At 74.0% G+C, this 17,929-nt stretch carries 19 protein-coding genes; 9 read left to right on the top strand and 10 right to left on the bottom strand.

Features of this window, described 5'->3' with window-relative positions; translation table 11 throughout:
- Positions 1 to 11 precede the first annotated feature (11 nt).
- Genes MOV08_RS40045 through MOV08_RS40035 form a run of 3 tightly spaced genes read left to right on the top strand, consistent with a single transcriptional unit; the run spans position 12 to position 2,601 of the window.
- Positions 12 to 1,115: a beta-ketoacyl-ACP synthase III gene (locus MOV08_RS40045; protein WP_275311083.1), complete on the top strand. Its 1,104-nt coding sequence runs from the start codon at positions 12 to 14 to the stop codon at positions 1,113 to 1,115.
- Positions 1,088 to 1,360: an acyl carrier protein gene (locus MOV08_RS40040; RefSeq protein WP_275311082.1), complete on the top strand. Its 273-nt coding sequence runs from the start codon at positions 1,088 to 1,090 to the stop codon at positions 1,358 to 1,360. The genes MOV08_RS40045 and MOV08_RS40040 overlap by 28 nt, the downstream gene beginning before the upstream one ends.
- Positions 1,357 to 2,601: a beta-ketoacyl-[acyl-carrier-protein] synthase family protein gene (locus MOV08_RS40035; protein WP_275311081.1), complete on the top strand. Its 1,245-nt coding sequence runs from the start codon at positions 1,357 to 1,359 to the stop codon at positions 2,599 to 2,601. Before MOV08_RS40040 ends, MOV08_RS40035 begins: the two co-directional genes overlap by 4 nt.
- A gap of 47 nt (positions 2,602 to 2,648) precedes the next feature.
- Here MOV08_RS40035 and MOV08_RS40030 read toward each other — a convergent pair whose 3' ends face one another.
- From MOV08_RS40030 to MOV08_RS40010, 5 genes are all read right to left on the bottom strand, one after another.
- Entirely contained in the window at positions 2,649 to 3,782 is a 1,134-nt protein-coding gene (locus tag MOV08_RS40030; RefSeq protein ID WP_275311080.1) for a caspase, EACC1-associated type, read from the bottom strand.
- On the bottom strand, positions 3,772 to 4,152 hold the full coding sequence (locus MOV08_RS40025; RefSeq protein ID WP_052287199.1) for an effector-associated constant component EACC1: 381 nt from the start codon (positions 4,150 to 4,152) through the stop codon (positions 3,772 to 3,774). Before MOV08_RS40025 ends, MOV08_RS40030 begins: the two co-directional genes overlap by 11 nt.
- A 33-nt stretch (positions 4,153 to 4,185) precedes the next feature.
- On the bottom strand, positions 4,186 to 5,262 hold the full coding sequence (locus MOV08_RS40020) for a hypothetical protein (protein ID WP_275311078.1): 1,077 nt from the start codon (positions 5,260 to 5,262) through the stop codon (positions 4,186 to 4,188).
- 71 nt (positions 5,263 to 5,333) lie between these two features.
- Positions 5,334 to 6,245, bottom strand: a complete 912-nt coding sequence (locus MOV08_RS40015) for a hypothetical protein (RefSeq protein WP_275311076.1) — start codon at positions 6,243 to 6,245, stop codon at positions 5,334 to 5,336.
- Between the two features lie 244 nt (positions 6,246 to 6,489).
- Positions 6,490 to 7,305, bottom strand: coding sequence for an isocitrate lyase/PEP mutase family protein (locus MOV08_RS40010; RefSeq protein ID WP_275311074.1), 816 nt, complete (start codon positions 7,303 to 7,305; stop codon positions 6,490 to 6,492).
- Positions 7,306 to 7,458: 153 nt separating this feature from the next.
- Here MOV08_RS40010 and MOV08_RS40005 point away from each other — a divergent pair, with 153 nt between their 5' ends.
- Together MOV08_RS40005 and MOV08_RS40000 are read left to right on the top strand one after the other, a co-directional pair.
- Positions 7,459 to 7,926 (top strand): DUF4334 domain-containing protein, encoded by a 468-nt coding sequence (locus tag MOV08_RS40005; protein WP_275311073.1) that lies wholly within the window; start codon positions 7,459 to 7,461, stop codon positions 7,924 to 7,926.
- A gap of 100 nt (positions 7,927 to 8,026) precedes the next feature.
- Complete coding sequence (locus MOV08_RS40000; protein WP_420834320.1) at positions 8,027 to 9,133, top strand: NAD(P)-dependent alcohol dehydrogenase; 1,107 nt, start codon at positions 8,027 to 8,029, stop codon at positions 9,131 to 9,133.
- Positions 9,134 to 9,194: 61 nt separating this feature from the next.
- On the opposite strand, the gene MOV08_RS39995 is transcribed toward MOV08_RS40000, so the two are convergent.
- Both MOV08_RS39995 and MOV08_RS39990 read right to left on the bottom strand, forming a co-directional pair.
- Positions 9,195 to 9,866, bottom strand: coding sequence for a hypothetical protein (locus MOV08_RS39995; RefSeq protein WP_275311070.1), 672 nt, complete (start codon positions 9,864 to 9,866; stop codon positions 9,195 to 9,197).
- Positions 9,867 to 9,982: 116 nt separating this feature from the next.
- Entirely contained in the window at positions 9,983 to 10,645 is a 663-nt protein-coding gene (locus tag MOV08_RS39990; protein WP_275311069.1) for a TetR/AcrR family transcriptional regulator, read from the bottom strand.
- A gap of 173 nt (positions 10,646 to 10,818) precedes the next feature.
- Here MOV08_RS39990 and MOV08_RS39985 point away from each other — a divergent pair, with 173 nt between their 5' ends.
- The 3 genes from MOV08_RS39985 to MOV08_RS39975 are packed head-to-tail and all read left to right on the top strand — an operon-like array spanning position 10,819 to position 13,683.
- A complete protein-coding gene (locus MOV08_RS39985) occupies positions 10,819 to 11,073 on the top strand; it encodes a ferredoxin (RefSeq protein WP_039639124.1) in 255 nt (84 codons plus the stop codon).
- On the top strand, positions 11,070 to 12,443 hold the full coding sequence (locus MOV08_RS39980; protein ID WP_275311067.1) for an NAD(P)/FAD-dependent oxidoreductase: 1,374 nt from the start codon (positions 11,070 to 11,072) through the stop codon (positions 12,441 to 12,443). Before MOV08_RS39985 ends, MOV08_RS39980 begins: the two co-directional genes overlap by 4 nt.
- A gap of 13 nt (positions 12,444 to 12,456) precedes the next feature.
- Positions 12,457 to 13,683 carry a cytochrome P450 gene (locus MOV08_RS39975; RefSeq protein WP_275311065.1) on the top strand — a complete coding sequence of 409 codons (1,227 nt, stop codon included), beginning with the start codon at positions 12,457 to 12,459 and terminating at the stop codon, positions 13,681 to 13,683.
- 49 nt (positions 13,684 to 13,732) lie between these two features.
- Here MOV08_RS39975 and MOV08_RS39970 read toward each other — a convergent pair whose 3' ends face one another.
- Together MOV08_RS39970 and MOV08_RS39965 are read right to left on the bottom strand one after the other, a co-directional pair.
- A complete protein-coding gene (locus MOV08_RS39970) occupies positions 13,733 to 16,012 on the bottom strand; it encodes a M56 family metallopeptidase (RefSeq protein WP_275311064.1) in 2,280 nt (759 codons plus the stop codon).
- On the bottom strand, positions 16,009 to 16,581 hold the full coding sequence (locus MOV08_RS39965) for a hypothetical protein (protein ID WP_275311062.1): 573 nt from the start codon (positions 16,579 to 16,581) through the stop codon (positions 16,009 to 16,011). Before MOV08_RS39965 ends, MOV08_RS39970 begins: the two co-directional genes overlap by 4 nt.
- 159 nt (positions 16,582 to 16,740) lie before the next feature.
- Here MOV08_RS39965 and MOV08_RS39960 point away from each other — a divergent pair, with 159 nt between their 5' ends.
- Positions 16,741 to 17,184: a methyltransferase domain-containing protein gene (locus MOV08_RS39960; protein WP_275311060.1), complete on the top strand. Its 444-nt coding sequence runs from the start codon at positions 16,741 to 16,743 to the stop codon at positions 17,182 to 17,184.
- On the opposite strand, the gene MOV08_RS39955 is transcribed toward MOV08_RS39960, so the two are convergent.
- Positions 17,130 to 17,891: an SDR family oxidoreductase gene (locus MOV08_RS39955; RefSeq protein ID WP_039639116.1), complete on the bottom strand. Its 762-nt coding sequence runs from the start codon at positions 17,889 to 17,891 to the stop codon at positions 17,130 to 17,132. The two genes, MOV08_RS39960 and MOV08_RS39955, sit on opposite strands and share 55 nt — an antisense overlap.
- Positions 17,892 to 17,929 lie beyond the last annotated feature (38 nt).

Genomic DNA, 17,929 nt, shown 5'->3' with positions numbered 1-17,929 from the left:
GGACTACCGCCATGACTAGGGTGAGCCCCACAGCCGTGCTCGACGGCATCGGCAGCTGCCTGCCACCGCGGGTGCTGACCAACGAGGACGTCCGGCGCCGCGGCGTCCTGGACACCAGCGACGAGTGGATCCGTTCCCGCACCGGCATCGCCCGGCGCCGGGAGGCCGAGGACGACACCAGCACCGGCGACCTCGCGGTGGCCGCGGGCCGGGCCGCCCAGGAATCCGCGCAGGCCCGCGCCGACCTGGTAATGGTCGCCACCACCACGCCGGACCGGCGCTGCCCGGCGACCGCACCGGAGGTCGCCCAGCGGCTGGGCCTGGGCACCGTGCCCGCCTTCGACCTGGCCGCGGTGTGCTCCGGCTTCCTCTACGGACTCGTCGTCGCCACCGCACTGATCCGCACCGGTGTCTGCAGCCGGCCCCTGGTGATCGGCGCGGAGACCTACTCCCGCATCATCGACCCACTGGACCGGGACACCGCGGTCATCTTCGGCGACGGCGCCGGCGCGGTGCTGCTGCGCGCCGGGGACCGCGCCGAGCCGGGCGCCGTCGCCGCCACCGACTGGGGCTCCGACGGCGCCGGCAGCGACCTCATCGCGATCGCCGCCGGCGGCGCGCGACTGCCCGACCCGACACGACGGTTGTGCCGCGAGGACCACTACTTCCGGATGCGCGGCCGGGAGGTGTACGGGCAGGCGGTGCGCCGGATGACCGAGTCCTCGCTCGCCGTCCTGGCCACGACCGGCTGGCCGCCCGCCGCGGTCGGGGCGTTCATCGGCCACCAGGCCAACCAGCGGATCCTCGACTCGGTCGCCGACCGGGTCGGCATCCCGCCCCGCCACCGCTACGGCAACCTCCGCGACATCGGCAACACCGCCGCCGCGTCCATCCCGCTGGCCCTCGCCGACACCGCCGCCCAGCACCGGATCCGCCCCGGCACGCCCACCCTCCTGACCGCCTTCGGCGGCGGACTCACCTGGGCCTCGGCGGCCCTGACCTGGCCCGCCGCCCGCCCCCTCGCCCGCCTCCCGGAACCCCGCACGACCAGCGCCAAGACCCGACCCGCACACCGGAGGACCCCCTCATGGACCCTGTCTACGACCACCTCGTGACCCTCCTCACCGACAAGTTCGAGGTGGACGCCAAGGAGATCCGCCCCGACATCACCCTGGCCGCCCTGGAACTCGACTCGCTCGCCGTCGTCGAGCTCTACGTCACCCTCCAGGAACACTGGGGCATCCCGCTGGACGAGGACGACTCCGCCGCGGAACTCACCCTGGAACAGGTGGCGCAGGCCGTGACGACCCAGCTGTCCGCCGATGGTGCCCCCGCCGACCGGGGAGGAGCCCCGCGGTGAGCACCCCCGTCAACGACGCGGGTCTCGCGGTCACCGGAATCGGCCTGGTCACCCCGGCCGGTTCCGGCACCGCGGCGACGTGGGAAGGGGTCTGCGCCGGCCACGGGACCGCGGCGCCGGACCCGCAACTGGCCGGTCTGCCGGTCGGGTTCTCCTGCCGCGTCCCCGGCTTCGACCCACGCACCCAGGTGCCCGGCGCCCGGCCCTGGCAGTACGACCGCTGCACCCAGTTCGCGCTGGCCGCCGCCCACGAGGCGGTCACCGCGGCCGGGCTGGACCCGTCCGCCTGGAACGCCGCCCGCGTCGCGATCGTCCTGGGTTCCGCGGCCGGCGGCGTGGGCACCTACGAGGAGCAACTCCGCAAACTCGGCGACGCCGGCCCCCGTGCCGTCTCCCCCCTCACCCTCCCCGCCTTCCTGCCCAACATGGCCGCCGGGCAGCTGGCCATCGCGCTCGGCGCCCGGGGCCCGGTCCTGCACACCGCGACGGCCTGCGCGTCGGGCGCCTCCGCGGTGGCGCTGGCCGCGCTGCTGCTGTCCGCCGGTGCCTGCGACATCGCGGTGGCCGGCGGCGCCGACGCCATGGTCACACCGCTGTGCGCCGCCGCCTTCGCCCGCATGGGCGCGCTCTCCCGCCGCCACGACGCCCCCGACCGCGCGTCCCGCCCCTTCGACGCCGATCGGGACGGGTTCGTGCTCGGCGAGGGCGCGGGCGTACTGGTGCTGGAGCGCGCCGCGGACGCCGCAGCCCGCCGCGCCCCGGTGCAGGCCCGCCTCGTCGGCCACGGCATCTCCGCCGACGCCCACCACCCGGTGGCCCCCGACCCGGAGGGCCGGGGTCTGCGGCTGGCCGTCCACGAGGCGCTGCGCTCCGCCGACGCCACCCCACGGGACATCGACCACATCAACGCCCACGGCACCAGCACCCCCCTCAACGACCGTGCGGAAGCCGCGACGCTGGCCCAACTCTTCGGGGCCGCGGGGCCCTCGGTGACCTCGACCAAGGGCGTGCTGGGCCACACCATGGGCGCCGCCGGTGCGATCGAGGCCGCACTGACCGCGCTGACCGTAAAACACCAACTCGTCCCGCCCACCGCCAACTTCCGGCACCCCGACCCCGACGCCCCGGCCCTCGACCTCGTCACCGGCCGCCCCCGCCGCCAGACCGTCCGCCTCGCCCTCAGCGACTCCCTGGGCTTCGGCGGCCATGCCACGGTGCTCGCCTTCCGACCGGCCGCCTGAGACGTCCTCCCGGGTGACTCGCCCGGCAGGGGACGACGAGGGACGGCCTACGCCCCCGCCTCGCCGAGCGCGGGGGCCGGGGCCGCGGCGCCCGCCCGGGCCTGCCAGACCTCCAGGCTCGCGCGGGCCGCCACCAGGCCCGGGTCGTCCGGTGGGGCCGTCGGCTCCCAGTCGGCGACCACCTCGCGCAGCAGCGCGGACGCGCGCAGCGGATCGCCCGCGGCGCCGGTCGCGGAGGCATGGGCGTGGCGGTAGCGGAAGGTGTCGGGGTCCGTGGGGCCGAGATGGGCGGCGGCGTCGGAGGCGATCGCCGCGAAGCGGGCCGCCGCGTGCCGCAGCCGGCGGTTGCCGCCCCAGGAGGCCGTTGCCGTGAGCCGCTCGGCGAAGCGGGCGCGGGCGAGCAGGCCGGGGCGGGTGGCCGCGGTGCCGTGGGCGCGGTTGCGGAACAGCGCCAGGTCGCCGCTGTCGCCGAAGGCCCGTTGCAGGGGCCTGGGGAGGCGGGCCGCGGGGAGGCCGACCTCAAGGTGACGGTAGAGGGTGGTCAGATCGAGGTGCTCGGGACCGTCCGGGACCCCCTCGGCCAGCAGCTCCAGCAGGGTGGCGGTGAAGCCGGTCCGGGGGTATCCCTGCGGGGTGCGTGCCCTCTTCGAGCGGCCCGCGGCGGTCAGCACATGGACGTCGGCCGCGTGCGGCGCGTCCAGGGCCCGGCCCGCGAAGCAGCAGTCGAGGACCACGACCTTGTGCCGGGCCGGGACGGACGCCAGTGCCTGGAAGAGGGCGGTGACCGGCAGCGAGGTGTGCTCCGCGCGGTCCTCGTCGTCCACCGAGCCGGGCAGCGCCAGGCACAGCCGGTCGCCCTGGGCCCGTACGCCGTGGCCGGCGAAGTAGAAGAGCACCAGGTCGAGCTGGTCCCCGCCTGGGGAGGGCAACAGCCGCAGCACATCGGCGGGGGTGGGCGGATCGACCCGCGGGTGGACACCACTGGGATCGAACAGGCCGTACGGGCCGGTCAGTTCGGTGGTCAGCGCGGTGACGCTGGCCGCGGCCTGCGGGAGTTGCGGCAGGGTGCTGGGCACGACCTGGGTGGCGGTGCCGATCAGTACGGCGGCCGACCGCCCCGGGGCGGGGACGATCGGCGGCCAGGGCGGCGGCTGCGCCCGGGAGTGCCGCTCAGTCGGCATCGCCGGAGCCCGGTTCGAGGAACCGGCGCAGCTGTTCCTCCACCGCGGCGGCGTCCCGCGGGTCGGTCGCCGACAGCTCGATGTGGGTGCCGTCCGGCCGGGTCACCTTCAGGCTGACGCTCCGGTTCCGGAACCGCTGGCCGACCCAGACGCCGACGGCGGCGACCAGCGCGTCCAGCACCGGCCCCGCGGCGTTCAGCACCTCGGCGGCGTCCGCGAGGCCGCCCTGCTCCCCGGGCGCGGGCGGGACCATCCGCAGCCGTGCCGCGCCGCTGAGGTCCTCGTCGTCGTTCAGCCAGCGGGCGAGGGACCGGGCCAGGTCGTCGGCCTCGTCGGCCGGCGCGTCGAAGGTGAAGGTGAGGGGTTGCACGGGGTCTCCAAGAGGCGCAGAAGCAGGGCGAGTTCAGAACTTCGGGGCGTGGGGGTCGGGGCCCGGGGCGGCCGGGGCGCTCCCGTCCGGCGTCGTCGGGCCGCTGCGCCGGGCGGTGGCGAACAGCGGCGGGCGGCCGGGGATCTCGTAGGGGAAGCGGAAGGCGGCGGTGGCCTGCGGCAGATCGACGAGATCGGCGAGGATCTTCTCCCATTCGCCGAGCGGCTGGGGCACCTCCTGCCGGTAGGTGCGCTCCAGCCAGGTGCGGTGCATGCCGGTGAGGTTGGTCCAGGCGTCCGCGGCCTCGGACGGCGCCACCGGCCGGGCCACCGCGCCGCCCGCGCCCGCGGTGTACGGCGCGAGGGTCGCGGCGAGCTGCTCGGCGAGCGGGAGGGCGGTGTCGCCGGTAGCGGCCAGCGAGACCCGCAGGCGGTAGCCGCGGCCCGCGAGGGCCCCCAGCGCATCGTGGTAGAGCGGCGCCGCGCGCTGCGCGAACGGATCGGGCGGGATGTACTGGGTGAACACCGGGTTGGGGCGGCCGGGCTGGGCGAGCCGGCCGTACTCACGGGCCAAGTAGCCGAGGTAGGAGAGCAGTTCGGGCGCCGGCGCATGGGGCTCCAGGCAGATCGCGGCGACGGTGGGGGCGCCCGCACGGGCCAGCGCGTCCCATACCGGCTCCCAGCTCACCGCCTCCCCGCCCAGCGGGGCGAGGGCCACACCCAGGCGGAAGTCGGTGTCCCGCCGGTTCAGCCACGCCCAGGAGAGCCGCTTGCGGACCTCGGCGAGGCCGGCCGGGACCCGGTCGAAGGGGACCAGAGCGGTGTGCAGTTCCCTGACGTCCTCGATGGGCTCGGCCCGTACGTGCCGGGGGCAGTCGGCCAGCGCCGCCCGCAGGGCGAGGACGGCGGCGGACGCCGTGGGGCCGTCGGGGCCGGGCATCCGGCACAACAGCGTGCAGGCCACGGCGGATCCGGGCGCGGCGGCGTAGCGCAGTTCGAAGGCCCGGCCGTCGGGCTGCCAGTGCCGCGACAGCCAGACCTGTTCGAGGTCGGTCGCCTCGCGGCGGCGCTGGGCCTCGGGCAACCCGACGTGGGCGCCGTTCTCGGACATCGCCGGTTCCGGTGCGAGCCGGAGCCCGGCCCAGGCCCACGCTCCCGCGGGCCCGGTGTGGACCAGGACGCTCATGCCGTGGGGCCGGCCTCGCCGCCGTGCCGGGGCTGCTGCTCCGCGGGCTGCGGTGGCACGGCAGGAACGGGGGGAACCATGGGCGGAACGGCGGGCGGCGGCGGGGTGGCGCCCGCCGCCGGCGCGGTCGGTCCGCCCGCCGGCGGCGCGGAAGGTACGGCCGGCGCCTCCACCGCGACCATCAGCCCCTCGCGGCAGGCGAGATGGACGGCCTCGCGCATGGCACGGGCGCCCTCGCTGCGCAGCATCTGTCGCTCGATGCCGTTGTCGCCCCTGAGGGCGCGGAAGAAGTCGCCGAGGAACTGGGCCATCAGTTCCGTGCCACGGCGCGAACGCCACATCATCCAGCCGAGGTAGAGGCTGCTGCCGTAGTTGAACACCGAGACATAGGCGGTGTACGGGGCGTTGTTGAGCGTGATGCGGGGGCCGAACGGCTGGGGGGCGAGGGGGTATCCGCGGCTGCCGAGCGTCTGCAGGATCGTCGCGTACACCGTCTCGGCGCGGTCCGGGCGATCGGGCAACAGGACCCGCCATTCGCCGACCGGTTCCGGCAGCCGGGTCATGAGCAGGACGACCAGGAAGGCCGCGAACGAGGCGAGGCCGGCGAAGACGAACCATCCGGCCCCGCCCGCGCCACCGCTGCTGGGCGCTTCGCCGTTCCACGAGGCGGAGGATTGGCTCGACCCCAGGTCCGCCATCAGCGAGACGATTCCGATCCAGGTGGGGATCGCCGCCACCACGCATCCGGCGACGGCCGCCCGCAACCACAGGAAGAAGATCGTCTTGCCGGGGACGCTCTCGTTGAGGGCCAGCTCGACGGGCTGGTACCGCAGGGTCTTGTCCAGATAGGCAGCGTTGCCGTCGCCACCGCGCCACCCCGGGAGCGGCGTCGCATTACCAGTGATCATGTCACCCCTGATGACCAACGTGAATCGAAGCGGACCCGCGGCATGCGCCGGGGTCGGCGCTCCACTGTGGCACAACCTCCGTCTGGGCAGGGCCACTTCACCTATTGCCAGGGAATGTCGAGTCGCTTTCCGGAAGGCCCCCAGGACGGGACACCGGACAGCGGGCTCCGTCTCCGCCGATCGCGCCGCCCGGACAGACAGCCCCGCACCACCACGGGGCCGGTGTCCCTGGGAAGGGGGACGGTCAGCGCGGGGCGAACAGCGCGTTGAGTTCGGGGAAGGCGATGCCGTCGGCGAGCGACTGGTAGCCGCCGGTGCCGTACAGCTCCTGTGCCGCGCGGCGGGCGGTGGCATAGGCGGCCTGGGCCACCCCCGATCCGACGCTGACCCGGGCCACGCCGAGGGCGCCCAGCGCGGCGACGTCCGGGGCTCCGGGGCCGGCCATGACGTTCAGCGGCACGGTGAGCTCCGCGGCCAGGGCCTTGACGGTGTCGGGGTCGGCGACGCCCGGGACGAAGATGCCGTCGGCGCCGCACTCCACATAGCCGCGTGCCCGTTCCAGGGTGTCCTGCAGCCGGGTGGCGGGGTCGCCGAGGCCGAACAGGTAGGTGTCGACGCGGGCGTTGAGGAAGAGCTGCCCGCCGGACTTCTCCACCGCGCCCCGGGCCGCCGTCAGCCGCTCCCGGAACTCGGCCGGGGTCCGGGTGCCGTCCTCGATGTTGACGCCGACCGCGCCCGCCTCCAGCACCCCGGTGACCGTCTCGGCGACACCGGCCGCGTCCTGCCCGTACCCGCCCTCGATGTCCGCGGTGACCGGCACGGCGACGGCCGCGGCGATCCGGGCGATCAGGTCCAGGGCCCGGTCGCGGGCGAGGGCGTCCCCGTCCGGCGAGCCGAGCGCCCAGGCGACACCGGCGCTGGTGGTGGCGATCGCGGGGGCACCCGCGGCCTCGATGACGCGCGCGCTGGCCACGTCCCAGGCGTTGGCGAGCGCGAGGGGACGGGCAGGGGTGTGGAGGGAGCGGAAGAGTCGGGCCCGCTCCGCCTGTGTCGTGGTCATGCGGTCAGCCAATCAGCGGGCGCCGTCGGGTGTCTGGCAGGAATCCGACATCATCGCCAACTCTCCGCCCCCCGGCCCCGCCCCCGAACATCAGGCCGACGCGTTCAGTAGGGTCGGGTCCGCATCCGCACGCTCCCACAGGAAGGGACCCCCATGGACGTCGAGCAGGCCCGCGACCGCATCACCGGGATCCGCTCAGCCGGCGGCAAGGTGTCCGTCGACGAACTGGACGCCTTGTGGGCGGCGTTGCCGACGGTGCGCCCCGAGGAGATCCTCGGTGCCTGGCGCGGCAGCGCGTTCGTCACCGGCCACCGGGTGGAGAGCCTGCTGACGGCGGCGGACTGGCACGGGAAGCGCTTCCACTCCCCCAGCGACGTGCAGCCCCTGATCTGCCGCGGCGCCGACGGCGCGCTGTTCTCCAACGTCGAGGCGGGCAAGGGCGAGGCCAGCCTGTGGATGGTCGAGTTCCGCGGGGAGTCCACGGCTTCGATGGTGTACGACGGGCAGCCCGTCATCGACCACTTCAAGCGGATCGACGACAGCACGCTCCTGGGCGTGATGAACGGCAAGGAGGTGCTCGACGACGGGCGGCACTTCTACTTCCTCCTCGAACGCGAGTGAGCGCCCCGCCCCGGGCCACCCGCCTCCCCTCCCCCGACCTCTTCCACACCGCCCCCTCCCCCGCCGTTCCGCCCGCCAACTCGCCAGAAAGACAAGCAAACTGATGCGCATTCAGGCAGCCGTCGTGGAATCCCCCGGAGGGCCCTTCACCCTCCGCGACGACCTCGTCATCGACGCGCCCCGGCCCGACGAGGTCCTGGTCAGGATCGCGGCGGCCGGCATCTGCCACACCGACCTCAGCACCCGGCAGAAGTGGCCGCGGCAGCTCAGCCCGATGGTGTTCGGCCACGAGGGCGCCGGCACCGTCGAGGCCGTCGGCGACGAGGTCACCTCCGTACGGCCGGGTGACACCGTATGCCTGAGCTACCGCAGTTGCACCGCCTGCGGGCAGTGCGCGGCGGGCCACCCCGCCTACTGCGAGACCGGCATCTTCGCCCTCAACGCCAGCGGCACCCGGCCCGACGGCAGCACCCCGCTGTCCCGGGCCGGGGACGGAGGCGCCGTCTACGGAAGCTTCTTCGGCCAGTCGTCCTTCGCGACGTACGCCCTCGCGCACGTCAGCAACGTCGTCAAGGTGCCGGCGGACCTGCCGCCGGCGGTCGCCGCGCCGCTCGGTTGCGGGGTGCAGACCGGTGCCGGCACGATCCTCAACGTGCTGCGCCCGCCGCGGGGATCCTCGGTGGCGGTCTTCGGCGCGGGCAGTGTCGGGCTCACCTCCGTGATGACCGCGGTCGCCGAGGGCTGTCGCGTCATCGCCGTCGATCCGCTGCCGGCCCGGCGCGCCAAGGCGCTCCGGTTCGGTGCCGTGGCGGCCGTCGATCCCCGCGCCGTGGAGGATGTCGCGGCCGCGGTCCGCGAGCACGCCGAGGGCGGCACCGGCTTCGCCATCGACACCACCGGGCAGCCGGAGGTGATCTCCCAGGCCATCGCGGCGCTCGCTCAGCGCGGCACGCTGGCCCTGGTCGGCGTCGGCGGACGCGCCGAGTTCGACATCATGACCGTCCTGACCAAGGGCGTCCGGATCCGCGGTGTGATCGAGGGGGACGCGGCGCCGGCCGACTTCATCCCCCGCCTCGTCGCCCGCTACCGCCAGGGCGTCCTCCCGCTCGACGAGATCATCACCGAATTCCCGTTCCACGAGATCGAGGACGCCGCCCGCGCCGCGACCGCGGGTGAGGTCATCAAGCCGGTGCTCCGCCTCCCCTGAGCCGGCGGGCCCGGGCCGCTGCCGGCCCGGCACACGACCGGTCCGGCCGGCCCGGCGGCGATCAGGCCGCGTCCCCGACCGGTTCCCGCTCCGGGGCGGGGGCCGGGGCGACCAGCAGCCACCCGTGCACGGCGGGGCCCAGGACGGTTGCCGTGATCGCGATGGCCGCCGCGACCACGTAGGTGGCGTTGTCCACGTAGGCGCCCAGCAGGAGTTGGGCCAGGAGCGCGGCGATGATCAGGGCGAGTTTCGCGACGATCAGGCGTGGTGCGGAGAGGGTGGGCCGGGTCGCGGGGTGACTGCGGTCGGCCCGGGTGCGGTGGGCCCGGCGGACCTGTACGGGGATGCTGAGGAGGAGCAGCACGAGGCCGGCGACCGGCACGACCGGGGAGCGGCCGGTGTGCGGGTCCAGCAGGTGACCGACCAGGGCGCTGGTGCCGAAGGCGGCCGCGATGATCACGATTCTGGCCGTGACCAGTCGGGCTATGACCCGGGTGGGCCGGGTGGTCTCGTAGAGCTCCTGGGTGAGGCGACGGTTGGTCCGCAGCAGCAGGGGCGGCAGGATCAGCAGGATGACGAGGGTGCGCAGGGCGTGTTCCCACGCCGGTGCGTTGCCTTCGCCGATCCAGGTGAACGCCATGAAGATGCCGGTGGCGGCATAGCGCAGGCGCAGCGTGCGGGGGCCGGCGGCCGGCGTGTCGTGGGCATGGGGGGTCCTGCGGTGAGCGTGCATGAAGGCGGTTCCTTCGAAGGAAGCGGGTGAGCGTTCACCGGACGCCGCGGAGCATCGGCACGCGCACCGATGCTCCGCTCGTTGGGGTACTGGCGGGGTACGGGCGGGGGTCCTGCTCAGTCGCCGTCGGTGGCGGCGGGTGCCGTGCCGGCGTTGATGCCGACGAACAGCCATTTCAGGGCTTGGCCGAAGAGCTCCTCGGGCACGCTGTCGGGGTCGATGCGCCGCTGGCGCACCAGGCCGCCGAACAGTGCCGCCACCACGGTGGCCACGGCCTCCGCGGAGACCCCGGCGGGGGCGCCCTGCTGGGCCAGGGACGTGCTGATCACGCCCTCCAGCGCCCGGCGAGGTCCGCTCAGGTTGGCCGCCATGGACTCCAGGACGTGCGGGTTGCGCACCGCGTAGAGCCAGAACTCGGCCTGTAGCGGGGCGAAGTCGATGTCCTTGTCGGCGACGTCGATCAGGAGGCGTCCGAGCTCGGCGGCGGCCTCCCCGGTGCCCGGCTCGTACCGGTCCAGGGTCTGGGCGGCCTCGGCGATGCGGTCGGTCTGGCGGTGCGAGAGCAGTTCGAGGAACAGCGCCTCCTTGCTCCCGAAGTTCGAGTACAGCGCGCCGATGGAGAATCCCGCCGACTCGGCGATCTCCTCCACGGAGGCGCCGGTGAAGCCCTTGCGGGCGAAGACCCGCGCGGCCGCGTCCAGCAGCAGCGCCCGGGTGCGGGCCTTGGCCTCCGCGCGACTCAATCGCCGACGGACCGGTTCCTCACTCTCAGCATTCACCTTCACAAAGCTATTCGGATAGGGATCGCTATGTCAACACTCGGATAGCGTGTACAGTCCGAATAGTAGTGACTATCTGAATGTCGCTCGCCATCACCGGCCCGGGGCCTGACCGGCGCACGCCGCGTTCCCCGCCTCATTCGGCCCCTGACCAGCGAGGAAAGGGAAGAAAGATGATCACGCAGCCCCCGCCACCGCCCCTACGACTGGTGGTGGACCTGAACCGCTGCCAGAGCTACGGACAGTGCGTCTACGCCGCCCCGACCGTCTTCCGGTTCCACGGCGAGGAATCACTGGAGTACGACTACGCGCCCGATGCCGGCGTCCGCCGCGAGGTGGCGCGGGCCGCCGCCGCCTGCCCGGTCCAGGCGATCACGCTCGCCGGCGCCACCGAGCCCGCGCCCACCGCGAGCGGAGACGACCGGTGACCGCCTCGGCCGCAGCAGGGCTGCGTACCGGCCGGATCGTGGTGGTCGGCGCCTCACTGGCCGGGTTGCGCGCGGCCGAGGCCCTCCGCGACGAGGGGTTCACCGGGGAGCTCACCCTGATCGGCGCGGAGCCGCACGCGCCGTACGACCGGCCACCGCTGTCGAAGGCGGTGCTGTCCGGTCGGCTGAGCTGCGACCACATCGCGCTGCCCCGGGTCCGCAACATCGACGCCCGCTGGCTGCTGGGCACCCCCGCCACCGGGCTGGATGTGCCCGGCCGTCGGGTGGAACTGGCCGACGGGCGGAGCGTCGCGTACGACCGGCTGCTGATCGCCACCGGCACCCGGGCACGCCCCTGGCCCGTGCAGGCCGGCGGCCGTCTGGGCGGCGTCCATGTGCTGCGCACCCGCGAGGACGCCGAGCGGCTGCGCGGCGCGCTGGTGGCCGGCCCCTCCCGGGTGCTGGTCATCGGCGCGGGCTTCACCGGTGGCGAAGTCGCCTCCAGTTGCCGGGAGTTGGGGCTTTCGGTGACGGTGACACAGCGCGGCGCGGCGCCGTTGGCCAGTGCGTTGGGCGGGGTGATCGGCCGGGCCGCCGCCGACTGGTACCGCGAGGCCGGGGTGGACCTGCGGCCGCACACCACGGTCCGCACCCTGGAAGGCCATCCGTCCGGCCGGTTGCGCCGGGCCGTGCTGTCCGACGGCACGACGGTGGACGCCCAGGTGGCCGTCGTCGCCACCGGCGCCCTGGCCAACACCGAGTGGCTGGCCGGCTCGGAGCTCGCCGCCGACCATCGGGGCGTGGTGAGCGACGCCGGCTGCCGGGCCCTGACCGCCGACGGCAGGCCGGTCGAGGACGTCTTCGTCGCCGGTGACGTCGCCCGTTGGCCGCACCCCCGCTACCCCGGGCAGCTGTTGCGCCTGGACCACTGGGACAACGCCGTCGCCCAGGCGCGCACCGCAGCACACAACCTCACCCACGGCCCGGGCGAGCAGCTCGTCCACCGGCCGCTGCCCGCCTTCTGGTCCCAGCAGTTCGGCCGTTACCTCAAGTCCATCGGCGTGCCGGCCCTCGCCGACCAGGTCGTCGTCACCCAAGGCTCCCTCGACCGACGGCAGTTCGTCGCCGCCTACGGCCTTCAGGGCAGGCTGGTCGGCGCCGTGGCGGTCGACTCCCCCCGCGTGCTGGACGGGTACGCGGCCCTCATCGAAGCCGGTGCGCCGTTCCCGCCGGTGCTGGGCGCCACCGACGGCCCGGACCACCTCGACCCCGTCGACGCCGCATTCCCCGGCCGCGCTGCCGGCAGCACCCCGGACCACGCCCTCGGCGCGCGGTCAGCCAGCGCGCCGGCCCCGACCGCACACCGGTGAACGGAGAGCTCCCATGACGACAGCCACCACCCCCTCGGCCACCGACCTGTTCGCCCAGGCCCTGCGGTACGAGAACCGCGCCGACCCCTACCCGCACTACGCCCAGATGCTCCGGCACCCGGTCGCGCGCATGGACGACGGCTCCTGGCTGATCAGCGGCTACCAGGAGATCCGGCAGCTGCTGCACGACCCGCGCAGCAGCGCCGACCGGCTCGACCCGCAGAACAAGGCCCCCAAGGCCGCCCGGAGCCTGCTCCTCCAGGACCCGCCCCGCCACGACCAACTGCGCCGCGTGGTCACCCAGGAGTTCATCCCGCGGATCATGGGCATGCGCGACCACCTCGGCGAGCTGGTCGCCCGGCTCCTCGACGCCCACACCGGCACCGGGCCCGGCCAACTCGACGTCGTCGCCGATCTGGCCTACCCGCTGCCGGTCACGGTGATCTGCGAGCTGCTCGGCGTGCCCCGCGAGGACGAGCCCCTCTTCGGCAGCCTCGCCCGCCGACTCACCCGGGGCCTGGACCCCGTCGACACCCAGACCGAAGAGGAGCTGCGCGAACTCGACGCAGCCCGCGGCGAGTTGATCGACTACCTCGAAGGGCTCATCGCCCAGCGCCGCACCAGCCCCGGCGACGACCTGCTGTCCGGCCTGATGTTCCACCAGGACCCCGACCAGGTGATGGACCCGATACAGCTACGCGTCACGCTCGGCCTGCTGCTGATCGCCGGTCACGAAACCACCGTCAACCTGATCGCCAACGGCACCCTCGCCCTGCTGCGCAACCCCGACGTCCTCGCCCGGCTGCGCACCGACCCCGACCTGGCCACCCCGCTGGTCGAGGAGGTGCTGCGCTACGACCCGCCCGTGCAGATGTCCGGCCGCAGCGCCCTGGCCGACATCGACATCGCCGGCACCACCATCCCCAAGGGCTCCCGCATCCGCCTGATGCTCGCCGCGGGCAACCGCGACGCCAACCGCTTCGCCGACCCCGACCTGTTCGTCCCCGACCGTCGCGACAACGCCCACCTCGGCTTCGGCGGCGGCATCCACTACTGCATCGGTGCCACCCTCGCCCGGGCCGAAGCGCAGATAGCGCTCGCCGCCATCGCCCGCAGGCTCCAGTCGCCGCGCCTGGTCACCGACCCGCCGCCGTACCGGGAGAACGCCATCCTGCGCGGCCCGGAGCACCTCGTGGTGGCGTTCGAGCGCCTCACACCGGACGGCGCACCCGCCGCCTGAGCCACCGCGGTTGCTGAGGGGGGCGGCACGGCGGGCGAGCCGCCGCCCCTCACACCGGAGCCACCCGGCGCCGCCCACGATCGCGCAACGCGGTCCACACCGGGATGAGCAGCACGGCCAGGCCCGCGGTCCAGGCCATGACGAGCGGTGTCGCCGACACCGCGAACGCCACGTCGGGCACCACCCGGCAGGCAGCGTGACCGGTGCCCCACCGTACGCAGGCGAAGTGGTCGCGTGCGGTGATGGCGGCCAACGGCACCACCAGCCCCGCGCCGAGGGTGCCGAGAATGCCGTGCAGCGCGCGCAGTTCGCCGCGGGCGTGGCGCCAGGCGACGACGAAGCCGACAGCGAGCTGCAGCAACACCGCCAACGCCAGCTGATACACAGGGAAGACCGTACCGACCCACGCGATCGGCCAGGGGACGACCAGGGCACAGAACAGGTGCCACAGCCACAACCCGAGCCCGGCTGCGGCACCGAAGACCACCCCGTGCCCCAGCGCCGCCGAAGAGCGTAGCCGCGGCGGAGCCAGGAGCGCCGCCGCGTCGTCGGCCGACACGGCCTGGAGCAGGAACCGTTCGGGACCTGCGGCGGGCGCCCCGGCACGACGCCGCGCGGAGAGCCGGGCGCCGAGCCGCGCGGCGAGCGGGAACCCGACCGTGACCACGATCAGGGCGATCACCCACTGCGGCGGGGTGAGTATGAAGGCCGTGGAGTACACGTACCCCAGGAAGTCCAACGGCGTCGGAAAGAGGTTCAGCGGGCGCGGCAGCGACAGCAGCTGGAAGCCCGGGATGCCGGCGGCGTACACGTGCGCCAGGCAGATGCTCAACAGCGCGACGCCGACCGCGCACCCGCCGACGACCAGCAGCAACGGACGCCGGCCGGCGAGCACCACGGGTGCCCACACCCGGGCCGTCGCCGCGTTCCACCGGACGAATCCGTAGCCGACGGCTCCGAGGATCAGCCACCACGACAGCTGGACCGGCAACGAGTCGGCGACGCCGAGGACCAGCGCAGTGCTCTGCAACCGATCCCCGAAGGTCCCCACGACGAGCCCGGCCGCCATGGCGAGCCCCGTGCGATGGGCCCCCTGCCACCGACCGTGGTTCAGCCGTGCGGCCAGCACCGCATGCCAGATGCCCATCGCCACGCCACCGCCGAGCACGACGGAGGGGAGGACGGCGGTCAGCGGGCTGCCGCGGCCCGTGAGGCGGGCGGCCTCCTCCGTCCACTGCGCTATCCGCTCGTAGACGAGTGAGCAGGTCAGGGCCAGCCCGAACGCCTCCCAGGGGCCGAAGCCGAACAGCAGCCGGGTGTCGCCCAGGGCCGCCAGCCGCTTCTCCGCCGGGGGATGCGGGCGCAGGAAGGGCGGCAGACGATGCCCGACCGGCTGCCGACCGTGCCGAGCGGCCAGCAAGCGGGGCAGCGAGGAGGCGCCGCGGGTCCACACGGCGACCCGGGCGTCCGCGTACAACTCGCGGCTGCGCAGCACCGCGGTGCTGGTGACGGCGACGGTGACCGCCAGCGCACACTGGGCGAGGATCTGCAGCAGCTGGAAGATCGCCAGCCCGCTCGACGGCAGCAACAGCCAGCCGACCAGCAGCGCGAAGGGCGCGGTGACGGCGACCGGAATCGCGACGGCCACGATGAACAGCCGGTAGCAGATCAGCGTGACGAAGGCGATGTCCACGTCCCGGTTGCGCAGGTGCGCCAGTTCGTGCAGCACGATCGCGCGAAATGCCTCGGGATCCCGCCGGTGCAGCTGGAGCAGTCCGGCACTGAGCATCACCTGGCGCCGCCCGACCCGGCCGAAGGCGAGCCCACTGGGTTCCTGGACGCGCCAGTCGACGACGAAGCACACCCGGCAGCGCAGCTCGGCCACCGCGACCAACTCGTCGAGTGTGCGCCGGATGTCGGCGAGTCCGTCGACCGGCAACGGCCGCAGGCGGCGCCGGCGGATCCGGTAGGCCGGCAGCAGCCAGTAGACGACGCCGATGGCCAGCCACAGTGTCGCCAGGGCCGCCAGTTCCAGCACGGTCTCGTGGCCGAGGCCCGGCTGCGGACACATGCGGGCGAACTTCCCGGGGTCGGTCGCCGTGTCGCGAATGTGTCTGGCGGCGCAGGTGAGGCCCCCAGTGAGGCTGCCGATATCGCCGCCGAGCCCGAAGTACGCCGCGATGCCGACCGACCCGCCCAACTCCGCCGCCATGGCCGTGGAGGTGCTCAGGATCAGCAACGCGAACCGCAGCGACGTCCCCGACGGCATCCGAAACGGATGCGGCATGGCCACGGCGGCGCCGACCGCGGGGGCCGACGCGGCGCTCATGCGGTGGTCCCCTCCTCGCCGGAAGCCGGCGGCGCCTGCATCCCACCGACGATCGCGTCCGCCAGCAGCTCCGCCTGCGCGGGCGGCAGCCCCAGGGCGATGGCCCGGTCGTAGGCGATCCGCCGCAGCCGCACCGTCTCCTCGGCCCGGGACTGCGTCCCGCCGTTCTGCTCCACGGCGGGTACGGCGCCGGGCGCGGCGAACGGATTGGCCGAGCCGCCGCCACCGCCGTCACTGCCGTCACCATCACCGCCGTCGCCGCCACCGCCGCGCCGCCCCAGGCGCCACCAGCCCCGTCGGCGTTCCCTGCGCAGCACATCGGTGGCGATGTTCCCGGCCACGGCCGACGCGACCGGCAGCGCGAACTGGGTCAGCGTCCCGATGACCACGGCGTCGATGCCGATCCCCAGCGGCTCCTGGCGAACCTTCCGGTCCCCCCGTCTCGGATCGTCGAAGTACGCCTCGGCCGTCCCCTCGAAGAGCGCCAACTCCTCCGGCGCCAACCGCCGTACGGCCTCCCGCGCCAAGTCCCGCGCCCGTTGTGTCCCGTCGTCCCTGACCGCACCCATCGACAGCCCCCCGTCTCCCGCTCCACTGTCCCACCGTCCGAGTATCGATCCCCAACTCGCCTCGCGGTCAAGCCTTTTGCGCACCGCACACAACGGCATCGCGGCCAGCCGTATCCGAAGAGCGGGCTGTCCGCCCGAAGCCGAGGGAAGCTCATCCCGGTGACGAAACAACCGACGAACGACGCAGCGATCCAACAGTGGAACCGCATTCCCCGCGAGGCGCTGGAGGCGATGGAGCCCGACGGCGACTTCGCCGAACGCCACCTGATCAACCCGGTGCCGCTGCACATGCTCGGCGATGTGCGCGGACGCCGCGTCCTGGACGCCGGGTGCGGGCACGGCTACTTCAGCCGCATGCTCGCCGCCCGTGGGACGCACGTCACCGGCGTCGAACCCACCGACGGAATGTTCTCCTACGCACGGGAGAAGCCTGCCCAACCTCCTGATCGCCGCCGAACGCCGGTGAGGCAGGACGTGCGGGGCCCTGGTCGTTCCGCGCGAGTGGTTCGCCGACGCGGCACAGGTCCGGTTGCGGGGCCCCTCATCTGTCACAGGGAACGGGTGGCGCCCCCGTCGATGTGGATCATGCTGCCGGTGGTGTAGGAGGCCACCGGTGACAGCACCACGGCGGCCAGGCGGCCGAATTCCTCGGGGGTGCCGTACCGGCGGAGCGGTATGTCGGCGGTTCGTCGGGCACGTGTCTCCTGGGGGTCGTCGGTGGCCCGTTCGAGCTGGGTGAGGCGGTCGGTGGCGAGGGAGCCGACCACGAAGCCGTTGACCCTGATGCCGCGCGGGCCCAGTTCGTCGGCCAGGGTCTTCGCGGCCATGGCGAGCCCTGGACGGAGCCCGTTGGACACGCTCATGTTCGGCCAGGGGGACTTCACGGACAGCGAGAGGACGAAGCCGATGGAGCCTCCCTCGGGCAGGACCGGGGCAGCCGCGCGGGCGACGCGCAGGGCGCCGAGGAAGACGGACTCGAAGGACTCCCGCCACTGGGTGTCGGTGATGGTGGTGAGGGGGCCGGTCGGGGGCCCGCCCACGCTGATCAGAACGCCGTCCAGGCGTCCGTGGCGTTGCAGTGCGGCCGCTGTCATGCGGTCGGCCGCTTCGGGGTCGGCGTTGTCGGCGACCAGGCCCGTCGCGTGGTCGGGGCCGCCCAGCTCCGCGACGGCCTGGTCCACCGCTTCCTGGCTGCGCGAGGAGACGACCACCCGGGCCCCCTCTGCGGTGAGGACTCGCGCGGCTGCCAGTCCAAGTCCCCTGGTCCCTCCCGTGACCAGGAATACCTTGTCGTCGATCATCAGGTCCATTGGTCGCCACCTCCGTGCTCAAGTCGGAACGCCTACCG

Source organism: Streptomyces yunnanensis (assembly GCF_029011865.1).
Lineage (GTDB): Bacteria > Actinomycetota > Actinomycetes > Streptomycetales > Streptomycetaceae > Streptomyces > Streptomyces yunnanensis.
The sequence above is the reverse complement of the archived record's forward strand: the minus strand, read 5'-3'. Positions and strand labels throughout refer to the sequence as shown.

Bases quoted from the DNA above. Each gene is read 5' to 3' on its own strand.
- MOV08_RS40045 (WP_275311083.1), top strand. From the start codon at position 12: ATGACTAGGGTGAGCCCCACAGCCGTGCTCGACGGCATCGGCAGCTGC.
- MOV08_RS40040 (WP_275311082.1), top strand. From the start codon at position 1,088: ATGGACCCTGTCTACGACCACCTCGTGACCCTCCTCACCGACAAGTTC.
- MOV08_RS40030 (WP_275311080.1), bottom strand. From the start codon at position 3,782: ATGCCGACTGAGCGGCACTCCCGGGCGCAGCCGCCGCCCTGGCCGCCG.
- MOV08_RS40020 (WP_275311078.1), bottom strand. From the start codon at position 5,262: ATGTCCGAGAACGGCGCCCACGTCGGGTTGCCCGAGGCCCAGCGCCGC.
- MOV08_RS40015 (WP_275311076.1), bottom strand. From the start codon at position 6,245: ATGATCACTGGTAATGCGACGCCGCTCCCGGGGTGGCGCGGTGGCGAC.
- MOV08_RS40010 (WP_275311074.1), bottom strand. From the start codon at position 7,305: ATGACCACGACACAGGCGGAGCGGGCCCGACTCTTCCGCTCCCTCCAC.
- MOV08_RS40005 (WP_275311073.1), top strand. From the start codon at position 7,459: ATGGACGTCGAGCAGGCCCGCGACCGCATCACCGGGATCCGCTCAGCC.
- MOV08_RS39995 (WP_275311070.1), bottom strand. From the start codon at position 9,866: ATGCACGCTCACCGCAGGACCCCCCATGCCCACGACACGCCGGCCGCC.
- MOV08_RS39985 (WP_039639124.1), top strand. From the start codon at position 10,819: ATGATCACGCAGCCCCCGCCACCGCCCCTACGACTGGTGGTGGACCTG.
- MOV08_RS39975 (WP_275311065.1), top strand. From the start codon at position 12,457: ATGACGACAGCCACCACCCCCTCGGCCACCGACCTGTTCGCCCAGGCC.
- MOV08_RS39970 (WP_275311064.1), bottom strand. From the start codon at position 16,012: ATGAGCGCCGCGTCGGCCCCCGCGGTCGGCGCCGCCGTGGCCATGCCG.
- MOV08_RS39965 (WP_275311062.1), bottom strand. From the start codon at position 16,581: ATGGGTGCGGTCAGGGACGACGGGACACAACGGGCGCGGGACTTGGCG.
- MOV08_RS39955 (WP_039639116.1), bottom strand. From the start codon at position 17,891: ATGGACCTGATGATCGACGACAAGGTATTCCTGGTCACGGGAGGGACC.